Origin of the sequence: Actinoplanes sp. NPDC051494 (assembly GCF_044454705.1) — a bacterium.
GTDB lineage: Bacteria > Actinomycetota > Actinomycetes > Mycobacteriales > Micromonosporaceae > Actinoplanes.
In genome coordinates, this window is record NZ_JBITDZ010000012.1 from 170,421 (window position 1) to 188,280 (window position 17,860).

At 69.4% G+C, this 17,860-nt stretch carries 16 protein-coding genes; 4 read left to right on the forward strand and 12 right to left on the reverse strand.

Annotation, left to right across the window (positions count from 1 at the left end; translation table 11 throughout):
- Positions 1-50: 50 nt before the first annotated feature.
- A complete protein-coding gene (locus tag ACIA6A_RS33745) occupies positions 51-1,625 on the reverse strand; it encodes an MFS transporter (RefSeq protein WP_396102026.1) in 1,575 nt (524 codons plus the stop codon).
- A gap of 11 nt (positions 1,626-1,636) precedes the next feature.
- Positions 1,637-2,122 carry a winged helix-turn-helix transcriptional regulator gene (locus ACIA6A_RS33750; protein WP_396102027.1) on the reverse strand — a complete coding sequence of 162 codons (486 nt, stop codon included), beginning with the start codon at positions 2,120-2,122 and terminating at the stop codon, positions 1,637-1,639.
- A 55-nt stretch (positions 2,123-2,177) separates the two neighbouring features.
- On the opposite strand from ACIA6A_RS33750, the gene ACIA6A_RS33755 reads away from it, so the two are divergent.
- Positions 2,178-2,684: a PaaI family thioesterase gene (locus tag ACIA6A_RS33755; protein ID WP_396102028.1), complete on the forward strand. Its 507-nt coding sequence runs from the start codon at positions 2,178-2,180 to the stop codon at positions 2,682-2,684.
- 434 nt (positions 2,685-3,118) lie between these two features.
- Here the strand turns inward: ACIA6A_RS33755 and urtE are convergent, their stop codons facing one another.
- From urtE to urtA, 5 genes are read right to left on the reverse strand one after another with little or no spacing between them, the layout of a single operon-like run.
- Positions 3,119-3,814 (reverse strand): urea ABC transporter ATP-binding subunit UrtE, encoded by a 696-nt coding sequence (urtE, locus tag ACIA6A_RS33760; protein ID WP_396102029.1) that lies wholly within the window; start codon positions 3,812-3,814, stop codon positions 3,119-3,121.
- Entirely contained in the window at positions 3,814-4,563 is a 750-nt protein-coding gene (urtD, locus tag ACIA6A_RS33765; RefSeq protein ID WP_396102030.1) for an urea ABC transporter ATP-binding protein UrtD, read from the reverse strand. Before urtD ends, urtE begins: the two co-directional genes overlap by 1 nt.
- Complete coding sequence (gene urtC / locus ACIA6A_RS33770) at positions 4,560-5,567, reverse strand: urea ABC transporter permease subunit UrtC (RefSeq protein WP_396102031.1); 1,008 nt, start codon at positions 5,565-5,567, stop codon at positions 4,560-4,562. The genes urtD and urtC overlap by 4 nt, the downstream gene beginning before the upstream one ends.
- A complete protein-coding gene (gene urtB, locus ACIA6A_RS33775; protein WP_396102032.1) occupies positions 5,564-6,445 on the reverse strand; it encodes an urea ABC transporter permease subunit UrtB in 882 nt (293 codons plus the stop codon). Before urtB ends, urtC begins: the two co-directional genes overlap by 4 nt.
- Positions 6,445-7,653 (reverse strand): urea ABC transporter substrate-binding protein, encoded by a 1,209-nt coding sequence (gene urtA, locus ACIA6A_RS33780; RefSeq protein WP_396102033.1) that lies wholly within the window; start codon positions 7,651-7,653, stop codon positions 6,445-6,447. The genes urtB and urtA overlap by 1 nt, the downstream gene beginning before the upstream one ends.
- 104 nt (positions 7,654-7,757) lie before the next feature.
- Here urtA and ACIA6A_RS33785 point away from each other — a divergent pair, with 104 nt between their 5' ends.
- Complete coding sequence (locus ACIA6A_RS33785; RefSeq protein ID WP_396102034.1) at positions 7,758-8,285, forward strand: alpha/beta hydrolase; 528 nt, start codon at positions 7,758-7,760, stop codon at positions 8,283-8,285.
- On the opposite strand, the gene hisS is transcribed toward ACIA6A_RS33785, so the two are convergent.
- Together hisS and ACIA6A_RS33795 are read right to left on the reverse strand one after the other, a co-directional pair.
- Complete coding sequence (hisS, locus tag ACIA6A_RS33790) at positions 8,268-9,596, reverse strand: histidine--tRNA ligase (protein ID WP_396102035.1); 1,329 nt, start codon at positions 9,594-9,596, stop codon at positions 8,268-8,270. The genes ACIA6A_RS33785 and hisS overlap by 18 nt on opposite strands.
- Before the next feature lie 7 nt (positions 9,597-9,603).
- On the reverse strand, positions 9,604-10,278 hold the full coding sequence (locus ACIA6A_RS33795; RefSeq protein WP_396102036.1) for an MBL fold metallo-hydrolase: 675 nt from the start codon (positions 10,276-10,278) through the stop codon (positions 9,604-9,606).
- Positions 10,279-10,489: 211 nt separating this feature from the next.
- Here ACIA6A_RS33795 and ACIA6A_RS33800 point away from each other — a divergent pair, with 211 nt between their 5' ends.
- Entirely contained in the window at positions 10,490-11,374 is an 885-nt protein-coding gene (locus tag ACIA6A_RS33800; RefSeq protein WP_396102037.1) for a peptidylprolyl isomerase, read from the forward strand.
- Positions 11,375-11,439: 65 nt separating this feature from the next.
- Positions 11,440-12,264 carry a peptidylprolyl isomerase gene (locus ACIA6A_RS33805; protein WP_396102038.1) on the forward strand — a complete coding sequence of 275 codons (825 nt, stop codon included), beginning with the start codon at positions 11,440-11,442 and terminating at the stop codon, positions 12,262-12,264.
- 60 nt (positions 12,265-12,324) lie between these two features.
- Here the strand turns inward: ACIA6A_RS33805 and ACIA6A_RS33810 are convergent, their stop codons facing one another.
- The 3 genes from ACIA6A_RS33810 to secF all read right to left on the reverse strand — a co-directional run bounded on the left by ACIA6A_RS33810 (position 12,325) and on the right by secF (position 17,859).
- Positions 12,325-14,754, reverse strand: coding sequence for a RelA/SpoT family protein (locus ACIA6A_RS33810; protein ID WP_396102137.1), 2,430 nt, complete (start codon positions 14,752-14,754; stop codon positions 12,325-12,327).
- A 1,257-nt stretch (positions 14,755-16,011) separates the two neighbouring features.
- Entirely contained in the window at positions 16,012-16,575 is a 564-nt protein-coding gene (locus tag ACIA6A_RS33815) for an adenine phosphoribosyltransferase (protein ID WP_396102039.1), read from the reverse strand.
- A gap of 78 nt (positions 16,576-16,653) precedes the next feature.
- Positions 16,654-17,859 carry a protein translocase subunit SecF gene (gene secF, locus ACIA6A_RS33820; RefSeq protein WP_396102040.1) on the reverse strand — a complete coding sequence of 402 codons (1,206 nt, stop codon included), beginning with the start codon at positions 17,857-17,859 and terminating at the stop codon, positions 16,654-16,656.
- Position 17,860: the final 1 nt, after the last annotated feature.

Here is a 17,860-nt window from a genome sequence, read left to right on the forward strand (position 1 = left end):
GGACAGCGGCTCACCTCTGAGGTTAAGCGGAACAAATCCGAAACATCGGTCTAATTCTCATGTTGGGCGGGCAGCAGGTGCGTGACGGTCGCCGGGCCCTCCGCCAGCGCGACGGCTCTGTCCTCCTCGTGCTCGTCGCTGCCGGTCAGCCGCTCCCCGTGCTGGCGCAGGTGCTCCTCCCACGTGGGCACCTGGTAGACCTCGACGAACTCGTCGGGCTGCTCGCCGTCGCGGAACAGCCCCCACCGGGTCGCACCGGTGCGCTGCCGCCCGCGCCGGACCGGCTCCATCGCCGCGATGAATTCCTCCCGGTTCTCCGGCTTGACCCGGTACCGCAGGCTCACCAGGACCGGTCCCTCGTCGAGGTGCGGTTCGAGCATGAGGTGCGGTTCGGGCCAGTAGCTCGCGGTGGCCCGGTCCCCGGCCTGCTCGTGCAGCGGCAGCCACGGCACGCTGGCGGTGCCGAGCAGCATCAGGCCGGCCGCCACCAGGTACGCCGTCGGCAGGTCGGTGACCTCGGTGACCTGACCCCAGGCGAACGCGCCGAGCGCCTGTCCCCCGGCGAACACCACCTGGTAGACGGCGAAACCGCGGGCCCGGACCCAGCTCGGCAGGAACAGTTGCAGGCTGGCGTTCATCCGCGACACCTGGACCATCCACGCCAGCCCGGCCAGCGCCAGCACCGGGATCACCGCGTACGGACTGGGCACGAGCGCGACGACGGCCAGCGCCGCCGCGTACCCCAGACCCGACAGGATCAGGAGCCGGTTGGGCGGCACCTTCTCCCGGATCCGGGGCATGAGCAGAGCCCCGAGGATCGCGCCGAGGCCGAGTGCGGCGAGCAGGACGCCGTACCCGCGGGAGCCCATGTGCAGCTGCCGGTCGGCGACCAGCGGCACCAGCCCCCAGACCACGCTGCCGGGCAGGACGAACAGCACCACCCGCAGCAGCACCCGGCGGACCACCGGCGAGTACCGCACGTACCGGCCGCCGGCGCGCAGGGCGGGGCCGAAATGTTCAGCGTGGGTGCCCCCGGTGCGGGCCGGGCGGTGCCAGCGCAGCAACGCGTACGCGAACACGGCGAACGACAACGCGTTCAGCCCGAACACCACCGGCACCCCGGCGTGCGCGACCAGCAGACCGGCGACCGCGGGACCGGCCGAGCGGGCCAGGTTGGTGTTGACCGCGCCGAGCGCCGAGGCGGATGCCAGCTCGTCGCGGGGCACCACCTCGGGGATGACCGCCTGCCACGTCGGCAGCGTCAGGGCCTGGCCGACGCCGAGCAGGAACGTGAAGCCCAGCAGCAGCGGGGGCGGCATCAGGTCGGCGGCGGTGAGCGCGGTCATGGCCGAGGCCACCACGAACAGCCCCACCTGCACACTCAGCAGCAGGCGCCGCCGGTCGAACGTGTCGGCGAGCGTCCCGGACGGCAGCGCGAGCAGCAGCACCGGCAGCATCGTCGCGGTCTGCACGAGACTGACCCAGGTGGCCGCGTCCGGCTCACCGACCAGCCGCCAGGACGCGCCGACGGTCTGCATCCAGGTGCCGACGTTGCTCGCCAGCACCCCGATCCACAACCCGCGGAAGATCTTGTCGTGCAGAGGTGCCCAGGCCGTGGTGCTCACGGCCGGGGAGTTTATCGCCGCCGGGCGCCGGGTCCGGGACGCGGAGCGATCTCCCGGTACGCGTCGACGGCGTGCCCGTCCACGCAGCGCAGCTCGGCACGCACCTCGGTGCCGCACTCCCGGTGCACCATCGTGAGCGGCGGCCCCTCCGGCTCGGCGAGATAGCGGTCGCCCCACGCCTTCACCGCGACCAGCACCGGATACAGGTCCAGCCCCTTCTCGGTCAGCCGGTACTCGTGGCGGACCCGGGCGCCGGGCTCCTGATACGGCTCCCGCCGCAGCACCCCGCACTCCACCAGCAGGGCGAGCCGGTTCGCGAGGACCTGCCGGGGCACACCGCTGTGCTCGCGCATGTCCGCGAACCGCCGGACCCCGTTGAACACCTCGCGCAGCACCACGATCGTCGATTTCTCACCGAGGATCTCCATGGCACGCTCGATCGTGCAGGTGTCGATGGACCAGTCCAGGGCCGCGGGCCGAGCTGTGGTCTGGGTCATAGCCGCAAGGCTAGGTCTCGTTGACAGACACAGCAAGCCGTGCCAACCTGCGTCCATGACGCAGACCCAGAGTGAGGCTCGCACCCGCACGTTCGGCTGGAGCGACCCGGCCGAGAACGCGAGCCTGCTCGGCCGCCGCTCCGGCCTGGACCTCCTGCGCGCCATGGCCGCCCGGGAACTGCCCTCACCCCCGGTCATGCACCTCATCGACATCGCCGGGATGGACGTCGAGGAAGGAAGCGTGACCGTCCGCCTGCAGCCCCAGGAATTCCACTACAACCCGCTCGGCACGGTCCACGGCGGAGTCCTGTCGACCCTGCTCGACACCGCCGCCGCCTGCTCGGTGCACAGCACGCTCCCGGCCGGGGTCGGCTACACCAGTCTCGATCTCAACGTGAAGTTCCTCCGTGCCGTCACGATCGATTCCGGTCTCCTCACCACCACCGGCACGGTTTTGCAGCGTGGGCGGCGGACCGCTCTGGCCGAGGCCCGGATGACCGATTCCTCCGGTCGTCTCGTCGCTCACGCCACGTCGTCGTGCATGCTGTTCGATCTTCCCTGAGGTTGCCTTCTCACCGCTGACCTTGCATGCGAGCTCGCTGCCAGCGAAGACTCTGGTCACCGGCACCCTGATTGCCGTACAGGCTGAGCGGTCACCTGCCGGCTGCGGAATCTGGCTTCCGCGCGGCGGTCATCCCAGGAGCTTTACTCCAGCGGGCGGACCTGAGTGGTGGGGCGCGGGAGCATAACCGTGCCGCTTGCGCTCAACCCCACCCGATTTGGGTTGAGGGTGAGCGGCACGGTTCTGCTCCCGCGCCCACCCACCAAGGTCCGCCCGCCGGACCGACCCGCCTGGGGTAAGCACAGCGCGGAAGCCGGATTCCGCAGCCGGCGGGTGATCATTCAGCCGGCCCTGCAATCAGGATGCCGGTGACCAAAGTTCGGAGCCGGTAGCGAGTTCGCCCGCGAGGGCGGAGGCCGGGGTGACCATCGTCCTTAGACAGCGAGCAGCCGACGGACGCTTTCGTCGTCGCGGAGGGAAGCGGCGGAACCGGACCGGACGACCTCGCCGGCGTCGAGAATGACGAAGGCGTCGGCGAGGCGGAGGGCGAGTTCGAGGTACTGCTCGACGAGCAGGACGGTCAGGCCGGAAGCGTGGAGCTGACGGATCGCCTGTTCGATTTCCTGGACTGTCGAGGGCTGGATTCCCTCGGTCGGTTCGTCCAGCAGGAGCATGCGGGGCTCGGTCACCAGGGCCCGGGCGATCGCGAGTTGTTGCTGTTGGCCTCCGGAGAGGAAACCGGCCCGGCGTTTGAGCAGGCCGCGCAGGGCCGGGAACAGGTCGAGGGCTTCGTTGAGGGTCTCGGGGCGTTGCCGGGGTGCGGCTTCCCGGGCCACCTGGAGGTTCTCGGCGACCGTGAGCTGGGGGAAGGTCTCGTGGCCCTGGGGGACGTAGCCGAGGCCGGCTCGGACCCGTTCATGGGTCGGTGCCCTGGTGATGTCGTCGCCGTCGAAGAATATTGTGCCCTCGCGGGTGGGCAGGACGCCCATCACTGCCTTGAGCAGGGTGGTCTTGCCGACGCCGTTGCGGCCCATGAGGCAGACCAGGGAGCCCGGTGGGGCTTGCAGGGTGACGCCGAACAGGACCTGGGCTCTGCCGTACGCGACGTTCAGGTTGTTGACCTCGAGCATCAGACCACCTCTTCCTCTTCCTTGCGTCCGAGGTAGACCTCCTGGACCCGGGGGTCGGCCCGGACCTCGGCGACGGTGCCTTCGCGGAGCAGCCGTCCCTCGTGCAGGACGGTGACCGTGCTGGCGAAGCGGCGCAGGAACGCCATGTCGTGTTCGACCACCAGCACGGTGTGGTCCTTCGCCACCGATTGCAGCAGTTCGCCGGTGCGGTCGCGTTCGTCGCGGCTCATGCCCGCGACCGGTTCGTCGAGCAGCAGCAGGCGGGGCCGTTGCACGACGAGCATGCCGATCTCGAGCCATTGCCGCTGGCCGTGCGAGAGCACCCCGGCCGGGCGGCCGGCCAGGTCACCGAGGCCGATGGTGTCCAGTGCGGAGGCGACGTCGTCGGTGATGCCGTGCCGGCGGCGGAGCAGGCCGGTCAGCGGGCGCCGGAAGCCCGCCGCCAGGTCGAGGTTGTCGAGCACGCTGAGCTCCTCGAACACCACCGAGGTCTGGAACGTACGGCCCACGCCCGCCCGTACGATCTTGTACTCGCGCTTGCCGGCCAGCTCCTGACCGGCGAACCGGACCGATCCGGAGGCCGGCTTGGTCAGCCCGGTGATCACGTCGATCAGCGTGGTCTTGCCGGCGCCGTTGGGTCCGATGAGGAACCGGAGCTCACCGGCGTCCAGCGTGAAGTCCAGGCCGGTGATCGCGTGGAACCCGGAGAACACGACATCGAGGCCACGGATCTCGAGGAGCGCGCTCACGCCGGCACCGCCTTCCGTCTCGGTATCCGCAGGCCGGCCAGGCCCCGGGGCGCCCAGAGCATGACCGCGACGAACAGCGCGCCCTGGAAGTACAGCCAGCTGTCCGGCCACTGCTCGCTGAACATGGTCTTGGCGTAGTTGAACAGCAGTGCGCCGCCGACCGCTCCGGCCAGCGAGTACCGGCCGCCGATGGCGACCCCCACCAGCAGTTCCAGCGAGGCGACGATGCCCAGGTTGGCGGGGGACAACAGACCGACGACGGGTACGAACAGCGCACCCGCGATCCCGGCGAGTCCCGCCGACACGGCGAAGGCCGCGGTCTTCACCAGCGCGGGGTCGTAGCCGAGGAACCGCACCCGGTCCTCACCGTCGCGGATCGCCACGAGCAGTTGCCCGAAGCGGCTGCGCACCAATTGGCGTACCCCCAGGAAAGAGGCACCCAGCGCGAGCGCGGTGATCAGGTAGAGGATCCGCCGGTCGGTGTCCTCGTAGAGGTCCAGGCCGAGGAAGTACTGGAAGTTCGTCAGGCCGTTGGTGCCGCCGGTCAGGCCCTGCTGTCCGACGAGCAGGATGACGAACGCCGCCGCGAGCGCCTGCGACAGCACCGCGAAGTAGGCGCCGCGGACCCGTTGCCGGAACACGAGCAGGCCCAGCACGACCGACACGGCGACCGGCAGGACGACCACCATGGCCAGCGCGAACACCGGGTTCGCGAACGGTTTCCAGAGCAGCGGCAACTCCTCGACGCCGCTCCAGGACATGAAGTCGGGCAGGCCACCTTCCTGGAGCTTGAGGTGCATGCCCATCGCGTAGCCGCCGAGGCCGAAGAAGACACCCTGGCCGAGGGTCAGCATGCCGCCGCGCCCCCAGGCGAGGGAGATGCCGACGGCGACGATGGCGTAGCAGAGGTATTTGCCGAGCAGGTCGAGGCGGAACGGCGACAGATAGATCGGCGCGGTGGCGAGAACCAGCGCGGCCACGGCGAAGAGAATCCTGTTTCTCATGACAGGGCCCGCGATCGCAGGACGAACAGGCCCTGTGGCCGGAACTGCAGGAACGCGATGATCACCGCGAACACCACGACCTTGGCGAAGCTGGCGCCGTTGGCGGTCCAGAACTCCACGAAGCTGTTCAGCACCCCCAGCGCGAAGGCCGCGATCACCGCGCCCTTCAGCTGCCCGAGGCCGCCGGCCACGACGACCAGGAAAGCGTCCACGATGTACGCGGTCCCGAGCGTCGGCCCGACCGGCCCGATCAGGGTCAGCGCCACCCCGGCCACCCCGGCGAGCCCGGAGCCGATCAGGAACGTGAGCTGGTCGACGCGGCCGGTGGCGACCCCGCTGACGGCCGCGAGCTGCCGGTTCTGCATCACCGCGCGCATCCGCCGGCCCTGGCGCAGCCTGCCGAGGTACAGCGAGATCAGCACCACGCAGCCGATCGCGAGGCCGAGGATGAACAGCCGGTTGGCCTGCAGCCGTACCCCGCCGAGGTCGAAGCCGCCGGTGAGCCAGCCCGGCGCGTCGACCTGCACGTTCGGCGCGCCGAAGAGGTCCCGGGCGGCCTGTTGCAGGATCAAGCTGATGCCGAACGTGAGCAGCAGCGTGTCCAGCGGCCGGCCGTAGAAACGCCGGATGATCAGCCGTTCCAGGATCAGGCCGAGCAGGCCGGCGACGGCGAACGCCACCGGCAGTGCCACCAGCACGGCCTGGTCACCGACGAGCGGTTGCAGCACGTACGCGGTGTACGCCCCGGCCATGATGAACTCGCCGTGCGCCATGTTGATCACGCCCATCTGCCCGAACGTGAACGTCAGGCCGAGCGCGGCGAGCAGCAGCACCGCGCCGATGCTCGCCCCGATCACCAGCTGGTTGAGCGTGCCCATCACGAACCCAGCCCGGCCGCCCACGGATAGCCCTTGAGGTACGGGTCCGGTTTGACCGGCTCGCCGGAACTCCACACCTCCTTGATCTGCCCGTCGGGCTGGATCAGGCCGATCCGCGCGGTCTTGTACACGTGCTGGTTCTCGCCGTCGATGGTGACCTTGCCCTCGGGCAGGTCGAGCGCGATGCCGCCGGCCGCCTTCTTGACCGCGTCCACGTCGGTGCTGCCGGCCTTGTCCACCGCGGCGGCCCACAGCTTGACCGCGTTGTAGCCGGCCTCCATCGGGTCGGAGGTCACCTTGGTCGCGCCGTACTTCGCCTGGTACGCCTTGACGAACGTCGCGTTCGTGGCGCCGGTGGTGGTCTGGTAATAGTTCCACGCCACGAGGTGCCCGGCGACATTCGCGGGCCCGATGCCGGCGACCTCCTCCTCGGCGACGCTGACCGACACGGTCGGCATGGTCTGCGCGGTGAACCCGGCGCTGCGCAGCTGCTTGAAGAACGCCACGTTGCTGTCGCCGTTGAGCGTGTTGAACACGACGTCCGGCTTGGCCTGGCCGAGCTTGTTGACGATCGTGGAGTATTCGGTGGCGCCCAGCGGGGTGTACTCCTCGCCGGTCACGGTCATGCCGTTCGCCTGCGCGTACGCCTTGATGATCTTGTTGGCGGTGCGCGGGAAGACGTAGTCGCTGCCGACCAGGAAGACCGACTTCTTGCCCTGCTCCTTGAGGTAGTCCAGGGCCGGCACGATCTGCTGGTTGGTGGTCGCCCCGGTGTAGAAGATGTACGGCGAGCTCTCCAGCCCCTCGTACTGCACCGGGTACCACAGCAGCGCCTTGTTGCGTTCGAACACCGGCAGCATGGCCTTGCGGCTGGCCGAGGTCCACCCGCCGAACGTCGCCGCGACCTTGTCCTCGTTGATGAGTTTCTGGGCCTTCTCGGCGAACGTCGGCCAGTCCGACGCGCCGTCCTCGACGACCGGCTCGAGCTTCTTGCCGAGCACGCCACCGGCGGCGTTGACCTCCTCGATGGCGAGCAGCTCGGAGTCGCGGACGGTCACCTCGCTGATCGCCATCGTGCCGCTGAGGGAGTGCAGGACACCGACCTTGATCGTGTCGCCGTCGTCGCTGTCCGCCGGATCGGAGGCGCATCCGGTGAGGATTACGCTTGCGGCAAGGAGGGTGATGAAAGTCCGTCTAGCAGGTGACATACGACTGTCCCTTCGCCCACGGGTTCGTGCCCCGAAGCTAAGAACGATCTATTTCACGGAACGCGTTCAGGCATGTCCTTTGTGTTACGGACTAGATTTGTGCCGTGATCAACGGAATTCTCGTCCCCGGCGGCACCGGGCGGATCGGCACGCTGCACGACATCGCCTGGGAAGTGCTCGCCGACCGCACCGCCCACGTGGAGACCATCGAGTGGGAGACACCGCGCGACGACCTCGAGCCGTTCGTGCGCGCCCAGGTCGAGGCCGCCCTCGACCGCGCCGCCGAGGTCGCCCCGCGGGCCAGGCCGGTGCTGATCGCCAAGTCGCTCGGCACCCTGGCCGCCGGGCTCGCCGCCGACCGCTCGCTGCCCGCGATCTGGCTCACCCCGATGCTGACCCGGCCGGACGTCGCCGAGGCCATCGCCAAGAACCCCGCACCCCAACTGCTCATCGGGGGTACAGCCGATCACCGCTGGTGGGACGCGGAAGCGGCCCGCAACACCGGCAAGGAGATCCTGACCATCCAGGACGGTACGCACTCCCTGCGCGTGCCCGGGCCGATCCGCAACTTCACCGACGTGCTCGGCACGGTCGGCACCGCGATCGAAAAGTTCCTAGACGCCCTGGACTGACGGCACGAAATCCTCCGCGGGGGGCGCCCAGGTCGCGGCGTCCGCCTCGACCTGCTCCCCCGACCGGATGTCCTTGACCGTGTCCGGCTCGCCGTCGGCACCCGGGAACCACACGTACGGGATACCGCGGCGCTCGGCGAACCGGATCTGCTTGCCGAACTTCGCCGCCGACGGGGCCACCTCGGTGCTGATCCGCCGCGACCGCAGCGACCGGGCCACCGCGTCACACCGGCCCCGGAGCTCCTCGCTCGGCAACGCGACCACGACCGCCGTCGGGACACTGCGCGACACCGTCAGCGCGCTCTGGCCGAACAGCAGGCCCAGCATCCGTGACACGCCGATCGAGATGCCCACACCGGGGAACCGCTCGTTGCCCGACGACGCCAGGTTCTCGTAGCGGCCCCCGGAACAGATCGAGCCGTGCCGTTCGTACCCCTGCAACTGGGTCTCGTAGACGGTGCCGGTGTAGTAGTCCAGACCGCGGGCGATCTTGAGTTCGGCCCGGATCAGGCCCGGCGCGTGCTCGTTCGCCGCGTCCACCACCGCGACCAGCTCGCCGAGACCCTCATTGAGCAGGTCGTTGTCGACACCCAGCTTGCGGACCTCGTCCACGAACGACGCGTCCGCGGTCGAGATCTGTGCCAGCCGCAGCACCGCGTCCACCTGGGCCGCGCTCGCCCCCAGCGTGGCCAGCAGCTCGCCGACCTTCGCCGGGCCGATCTTGTCCAGCTTGTCGACCGTGCGCAGCACCTCGTCGGGATCCTCGAGGCCCAGCCCGCGGTAGAAGCCCTCGCACACCTTGCGGTTGTTGACCAGGATCGTGGCCGGCGGGATCGGCAGCGACCGGAACGCGTCCCCGATCACCAGCGGCAGCTCCGCGTCGTAGTGGAACGGCAGCGAGTCGCGGTCCACCACATCGATGTCGGCCTGCAGGAACTCGCGGTACCGGCCCTCCTGCGGGCGTTCACCGCGCCACACCTTCTGGATCTGGTACCGCCGGAACGGGAACTGCAGCTTGCCGCTGTTCTCCAGCACGAACCGCGCGAACGGCACGGTCAGGTCGAAGTGCAGACCGAGCGCGTCGTCCTTCTGGTTCGCCGGGTCCTCCTGCAACCGGCGCAGGACGTAGACCTCTTTGGACGTCTCCCCCTTGCGCAGGAGCTGGTCCATCGGCTCGACCGCGCGGGTCTCCAGCGGTGCGAAACCGTACAGCTCGAACGTCGACCGGATCCGCTCGACGACGTTCTGCTCGATCATCCGCTGGGCGGGCAGCCACTCCGGGAAACCGGACAGTGGCGTGGGCTTGCTCATGACTCTCCTAAAGATCCCGCAGGTACGGGTTCTGGGCGCGCTCGCGGCCGATGGTCGTCTCGGGTCCGTGGCCGGGCAGCACCACCGTGTCGTCGGCCAGCGGCAGGACCTTGCCCTTCAAGCTGGTCATCATCACGGCCGTGTCACCGCCCGGCAGGTCGGTGCGTCCGATGGAGCCGGCGAAGAGCACGTCACCGGAGAGGCAGATCTCGTCCGCGTCCCACGACGTGCCCGCACCCGGCAGCCGGAACATCACCGACCCGCCGGTATGGCCCGGCGCGTGGTCCACGGTGACCTCCAGGCCCGCGAGGCTCAGCGTGGCACCGTCGGTGAGCTCGGCGACGTCCTCGGGCGGCGTGTACGTCAGCGCGCCCCCGAACATGTCCCGCAAGCTCATGTTCAGGCCCTTCTCCGGGTCGGCGAGCATCTCCAGGTCGGCGGGGTGCACATACGCCGTGATGCCGCGCGCGCCGCACACCGGCGCGACGGAGAAGGAGTGGTCGAAATGGCCGTGGGTCAACAACACCGCGGCCGGTTGCAGCCGGTGCTTCGCGAGCACCTCGTCGAGCTCCCGCAACACGCCGACGCCGGGATCGACGATCAGTACCTGTTCACCGGGACCGGCCGCGACCACGTAACAGTTGGTGCCGAACGCCTGCGCCGGAAAGCTGGTGACGAGCACTCCGCACCCCCTCGAGACTTTGTTGGTACGCCCGAAGCCTAGTCCGACGCACCGTACACACCGTCACGGAACCTCGCACACCACATTCCCAGCAGTTACCCGTACACTCTTGCGGGCGTGTGGCATGGCGCACTGGATCGGAATTTCGCCTCTGTTTTCTGAGCGTCTTCCGGTCCCGGGCGTCTCTGGTTTTGAGGAGAGGGAGCACTCGGTGCCTTCCAGCAAGGACCGGCAGCGGAAGCTGGCGCGGGACAAGTTCGACCGCCAGTTGGCGCGCCGGGCCGTCAGGCAGCGTCGGCGACGTCAGATCCAGGCCGGCGTCGGCGCCGCGGTGGCGCTCGTCGTCATCGTGGGCGGCATCGCCTGGCTGGGTGGCGCGTTCGACCAGGACGAGACGCCCGTCGACGCCGCGAACTCCGACATCTGCGCGTGGACCCCGCAGAGCGCGGATTCGAACCCCAGCCTCAAGGACGTCGGTGACCCGCCGACCACCGGCATCCCGACCTCCGGCACCCGGGACATGACGATCACCACCGACAAGGGTGACCCGATCGTGGTGAGCCTCGACCTCACGGACTCCCCGTGCAGCGCCGCCAGCCTCGGTTACCTCGCCGGCAAGCAGTTCTACGACAACACCACCTGCCACGAGATCACCACCGAGGGTGCGATCAGGTGCGGCGACCCGAGCGGCACCGGCCAGGGCGGCCCCACGTACAGCGTCTACAACGAGAACGTGCCGGTGGTCCCGAGCCCCGAGCCGTCCGCGTCGGCCTCCACCGGGAAGGCCGCGCCGCTGTACCCCAAGGGCACGGTCGCGATGATCGGTGACCCGCCGGGCAACAACAGCAGCCAGTTCCTCATCTTCTACAAGGACTTCACCCCGAAGACGGAACCCCAGTACTCGATCGTGGGCACGGTGACCAGCGGCATCGCCACCGTCGACAAGATCGGCAAGATCCCGGTGACGGCGAACGCGGCCGGGGACAACGTCACCCCGAAGAGCAAGATCGCCGTCAAGAGCGTCACCGTCGGCGAGTACACCCCCGAGGGGGCGGCACCCGCATCCGCCGCGCCCTCCGCTTCCAGCAAGTCCTGAGCTTTCCGGAGCAGAATTCACCCGATCGCCCCCTCACCGCACGTAGGCAAAACAGGAGGAACACCGTGTCGTCGATCAAGGACAGGCAGCGCGCGGCGGCGCGGGCGCGCCTCGAGAAGGAGATGGCCGAGCGCGCCGCGACCGCCAAGAAGCGGCGCCAGCGGCAGGCCATCATCGGCTCCGCCCTCGCCGTCGTCGTCATCGCCGGCGCGGCGGTCTGGATCGTGGCCGCCCTCGGCAACGACGACGACTCGACCCCGTCGGCCTCGGCCCCGCCGGCCGGCACGGTCGCCTGCGAGTGGATCCCCGAGGACGGCAGCGCCGGTGGAAAGGTCACCGACACCGGTGGCGTCCCGCCGGCCAACGCGCCCAACACCGGCACCAGCACGCTGACCATGGACACCAACCTCGGCGCGATCACCGCCACGGTCGACCTGGCCAAGGCCCCCTGCACCGGTGCGGCGTTCACGTACCTCGCGAGCAAGAAGTTCTGGGACGGCAGCAAGTGCCACCGGCTCGTCACCGAGGGCCTCAAGGTCCTGCAGTGCGGCGACCCGAGCGCCAAGGGCAAGGGCTACCGCGACACCGACGGCCAGGGCGGCCCCAACTTCCGCTACGCGGAGGAGAACCTGCCGACCAACGCCACCCCGACGTACCCCAAGGGCACGATCGCGATGGCCAAGACCCAGGCGCCGAGCAGCACGGGAAGCCAGTTCTTCATCGTGTACGAAGACACCACGCTCCCGGCCGAATACACCGTCCTCGGCACCATCACCAAGGGCTTGGACCTCGTCGAAGGCGTCGGCAAGGCCGGCACCACCACCGGCGAGACCGACGGCCCGCCCAAGAAGGAAGTGGACATCAAGACCCTCACGATGTCCGCGGCCTGACCTGAGCAGAAGGAAAGGGCGGGTCCCCTCGGGGGCCCGCCCTTTTCGTATGTCCCGCGGTCAGGCGCCGGAGGTCACCCGGTAGGCGTCGAAGACCCCGTCGACCTTGCGGACCGCGGCCACCAGGTGCCCGAGGTGTTTCGGGTCGGCCATCTCGAACGTGAACCGGCTGACCGCCACCCGGTCCCGGGTCGTGGTCACCGTCGCGGACAGGATGTTCACCCGCTCCTCCGACAGCACCCGCGTCACATCGGCCAGCAACTTGTGCCGGTCCAGCGCCTCGACCTGGATAGCGACCAGGAACGTCGACGCGGACGTCGGCTTCCAGCTCACCTCCACCACCCGCTCGCCCTGCACCCGCAGGTCCTCGGCGTTGGCGCAGTCCTCACGGTGCACACTCACGCCGCCGGAGCGGGTCACGAAGCCGAACACCGCGTCACCGGGCACCGGCGTGCAGCAGCGGGCCAGCTTCACCCACACGTCGCTGACACCCTTGACCACGACACCCGGGTCCTGAGCGGACGTACGGTTGCGCGGCGGCCGGGTCGCGACGGCGGTCTCGGCGATGTCCTCGACCGCGCCCTCCTCGCCACCGAACCCGGCGACGAGCTTCTGCACCACCGACTGGGCGGAGACCGCACTCTCACCGACCGCCGCGTACAACGAAGCGACATCGGCCAGATGCAGGTCACGGGCGATCGTGGTCAGGTTGTCGCTGGTCAGCATGCGCTGCAGGGGCAGACCCTGCTTGCGCATCGCCTTGACGATCGCTTCCTTGCCGTCCTCGATCGCCTCTTCGCGGCGTTCCTTGTTGAAGTACTGCCGGATCTTGGTGCGCGCCCGGGGACTCTTGACGAAGCCCAGCCAGTCCTGTGTGGGCCCGGCGGTCGCCGACTTCGACGTGAATATCTCGATGACGTCGCCGTTGGACAGCGTCGACTCCAACGGCACCAGCTTGCCGTTGACCCGCGCACCGATCGTCTTGTGCCCGACCTCGGTGTGCACCGCGTACGCGAAGTCCACCGGCGTCGACCCGGTCGGCAGCGGGATGACGTCGCCCTTCGGCGTGAAGACGTACACCTCCTGGCTGGACAGGTCGAAGCGCAACGCGTCCAGGAACTCGCTGGGGTCACTCGCCTCGCGCTGCCAGTCCAGCAGCTGCCGCAGCCACGTCATCTCGTCGACGTGCGCCGGCGGCCCGACGATCGCGACGCCCTTCTGCTCCTTGTACTTCCAGTGCGCGGCGATGCCGAACTCGGCGGTCCGGTGCATCGCGAACGTCCGGATCTGCATCTCGACCGGCTTACCGGTCGGCCCGATGACCGTCGTGTGCAACGACTGGTACATGTTGAACTTGGGCATCGCGATGTAATCCTTGAACCGCCCCGGCACCGGCTGCCAGTTCGCGTGGATGACCCCGAGCGCCGCGTAGCAGTCCCGCACGGTGTCGACCAGGATCCGCACCCCGACCAGGTCGTAGATGTCGCTGAAGTCCCGCCCCCGCACGATCATCTTCTGATAGATCGAATACAGGTGCTTCGGCCGCCCGGTGGTCTCGGCCTTGATCTTGGCGGACTTCAGATCCAGCGAGACCCGGTTCGTCACCTGCCGCAGCAACGCCTCCCGCTGCGGCTGGTGCTCCCCGATCAGCCGGTTGATCTCCTCGAACCGCTTTGGGAACAGCGTCCCGAACGCCAGGTCCTCGAGCTCCCACTTGATCGTGTTCATACCAAGGCGGTGAGCCAGCGGCGCCAGGATCTCCAGCGTCTCCTTGGCCTTCTGCTCCTGCTTCGGGCGCGGAAGGAACGTCAGGGTACGCATGTTGTGCAGCCGGTCGGCCAGCTTGATGACCAGCACCCGGGGATCCTTGGCCATGGCGACGACCATCTTGCGGATCGTCTCCGCCTTGGCGGCATCCCCCAGCTTCACCCGGTCGAGCTTCGTGACCCCGTCGACCAGCAGCGCGACCTCGGGCCCGAAGTCGGACTTCATCTGCTCGAGGCCGTAGTCGGTATCCTCGATCGTGTCGTGCAGCAGCGCGGCCACCAGCGTGGTGGTGTCCATGCCCAGGTTCGCCAGGATCGTCGCGACCGCGAGCGGATGCGTGATGTACGGATCCCCGGACTTACGATACTGCCCGGAGTGCCACCGGGCGGCGACGTCGAAGGCCCGCTGCAGCGCCCGCCCGTCCGCCTTGGGATGACTGGCCCGATGCGTGGCGATCAGCGGCTCGAGCACCTCACTGACCTGCGTGCTCTGCCACGGAGCATTGAACCGCGCCAGCCGCGCCCGCACCCGCCGCCCGGTAGGAGCACTGGCCAGCCCGAACCCACCCGGAGCCGCCTCGACCACCGGAACGCTCTCCGGCACAGCCACAGCCGCACCCGCCCTGACACCGTCGGCCTTCACCCCATCGGCCCTGACTCCGTCAGCCCTGACACCGTCAGCCCTGACACCGTCGGGGGTCCCGGTCCGACCGGCCGCCGGCACACCGGTCCCGACACCGCCTGCCGGGTCACCCTTACCGCCACCCGACGCCGCGGCTGTCGCGGACGCGGCATTCACCGACCCAGCCTTCGTGGCCCCAGCCTTCGTCGCCCCAGCCTTAGCGGACTCAGCCTTAGCGGACTCAACCGTCGCCGGCTCAGTCTTCGCGGATCCAGCCTTCCCCGACCCGACCTTCGCGGACTCAGCCCTCGCGGACTCAGCCCTCGCGGGTGAAGCCTTCGCAGACTCAGCCTGCGCGGGTGAAGCCTGCGCGGATGAAGCCTGCGCGGATGAAGCCTGCGCGGATGAAGCCTTTCCGGGCGCGTCCTTCGCCGCAGAATCAGCCTTCGCCGCGGCGGAAGACCCGCCGGAAGCCGTCGTGCTCGATGCCGACCCGGAAGACGTCGCGCCGACCACACCCGAAACGGAACCGATCACACCAGGAGCCGCATCATCGGTCACCACCGGAGCCGGAATGCCGGTCCCACCCGGAGCCGAAGCGCCGGTCGCCGCCGGAGACGGACCGCTCGTCGCGCCTGAATCCGGACCGCCGCTCGCAGTGGAAGGCCCCGAATCCGTGGGTCCAGAAGCCGTGGGTCCAGAAGCGGTCGGCCCAGACCCGGCAGGACCGGACGCGGTCGATCCAGACCCGGCGGGACCAGACCCGGTGATCTCGGCTGCGGTGGCAGGCGCGGTCTTCCCCGCCGCTCCCTTGGTGGCCGTCGACGAGGCCACCACAGCACCGTCCGCCACAGCACCGTCCGCCACAGCACTATTCGCCGCAGCACCGTTCGCGGCGGCGCCGTCCGCCGCGGCAACCTTGGCCGCAGGGACCTTGGCCGCACCGTCACCCGTTGCGGCCGCGCTGTCACCGTTCAGCGCAACACCGTCACCTGTCGCCACCACGTCCCCACCCATCGGCGTCTTTTGGTGTGATTTGTCGGCGCTCAAGCTTGGCCTCACGGACGTCGGCGCACCAGCGGGAGCTGAGAGGACACCATCGGCCGCAGCAGCGCCACCCTGGGGCGCCGCGCCGGCGAGGGGCAGGTCACGCCCCGCAGCGCCGGTCTGCGGCGTCGAGGCCCTGGCCGCGTCGGTCGGCTGCACCGTGCCCTCCGTCGGAGGGGCGACGTCGCTGGACACCGGCCTCCTCACGTCGCTTCTGCTCACCTGGATCGAAACGCCATCCTACCCGCCACGTCTTCCCCGCCGCCCTGGCCCGAAGCTCCGAAAGCGCGCCACCGCACGGACAGACAAGGATCAAACAGTCAACATGGCATGCACCGTACGGGGTTCGAGGCGCGTGCGGCCGTCGAGGAAGCCGAGTTCGAGCAGGACCGTGAAGCCGGAGATCGTTCCGCCGGCTCGTTCGACCAGGTCGAGGGCGGCTCCGGCGGTTCCTCCGGTGGCGAGCACGTCGTCGACCACGAGGACGCGGTGGCCGGGGACGAAGGCGTCCTGGTGGACCTCGAGGGTGGCTTCGCCGTATTCGAGGGCGTAGGACGCGGCGTGGACCTCGCGCGGCAGTTTGCCGGCCTTGCGGATCAGGACGACGCCCTTGCCGGTGGCGTAGGCGATGGCCGCGGCGAGCACGAAGCCGCGGGCCTCGACGCCGGCCACCACGTCGAAGGAGTCTTCGCCGTGGTGGGTGATGATCTCGTCGATGACCTGGTGGAACACCTGACCGTCGGCGAACAGGGGCATCAGGTCCTTGAAGACGATGCCCGGCTTGGGGAAGTCCGGCACGTCCAGGGCCCGGCTGGCGACCAGCTGGGCGACCTTCGGGCCGCTGTCCCCGCGTACCTCTGCAGCAGTGTCCGTCACCCGCACAGCCTAGATGGCCCCCCAAAGCGACGACCCGCTGTCCCCAGGGGGCAGCGGGCCGTCGGGCCGTCCGGTGTCTCAGCGGCGCTTCTGACCGCCGCTCGGGCGGTTGCCCGCGGCGCCGCCACGGTTGTTGGTGCTGCGCTTGACGACCGGGCGGGCGCCCGGGCGCGGGGTGGTGGAGGCGGGGGTGGTGGAGGCCGGGGTGGAACCGGCGTAGGCCGGGACCTCGTCCGTGCCCGCCTCGGTGGCCGGCCGGGCGCGGTCGCCGCGGGCGACGTCGCCGGAGCGGCCCGAGGAGCGACGGGCCAGGACCCGGGCGTTGTGCGACTTGATGCGGGGGTCGGTGTCCTTGAGCGCGGCCAGCATCGGGGCGGCGAACACGATCGAGGACACGACGCCGAGGCCCATGCCGACGAACAGGACCAGGCCGAGGTCCTTCAGGGTGCCGGCGCCGAGCAGGCCGGCACCGATGAAGAGCAGGCCGCCGACCGGGAGCAGGGCCACCAGACCGGTGTTGATGGAGCGCATCAGGGTCTGGTTGACGGCGAGGTTGGTGGCCTCGGCGTACGTCCGGGTGCTGCCCGCGGTGATGCCCTTGGTGTTCTCCTGGACCTTGTCGAACACCACGACCACGTCGTAGAGCGAGAAGCCGAGGATCGTCAGGAAGCCGATCACCGTCGACGGCGTGACCTCGAACCCGACCAGCGAGTAGACGCCCGCGGTGAGCACCAGGTCGAGCAGCAGCGAGGAGACCGCCGCCACCGCCATCCGCCACTCGAAGCGGACGATGAGGTAGGCCATCACCACGATGAGGAAGATGGCCAGACCGAGCAGGGCCTGCTTGGTGACCTGACCGCCCCAGGCCGCGGAGACCCGGTCGTCGCTGATGTCGGTGGCCGGCACGCCCAGGTCCTGGACCAGTGCGGCCTTGACCGCGGCCGACTCCTCCGGGGAGAACGATCCGGTACGCACGTTGTAGCTGGCGTTGTCACCCGAGCTGAGCTTCTGCGCGGTGGTGACGTCGGCGTCCTCGCCGACCCCGGCCGTCTGGACCGCCTTGACGACGGCGTCGTGCGCCGCCTCGACGCTGCCGACACTGGCCGGCAGCGTGAACTGGGTGCCACCGGAGAACTCGATGCCGAGGTGGAAGCCGCGGATGAGGAAGCTGCCGAGCGCGAGGACCACGAGGGCTCCCGCGATGGCGAACCACATCTTGCGCCGGCCCACGATGTTGAGGTTCGCCTCGCCCCGGTAGAGGCGGTCGGCAAAGCCGTTGGCCATG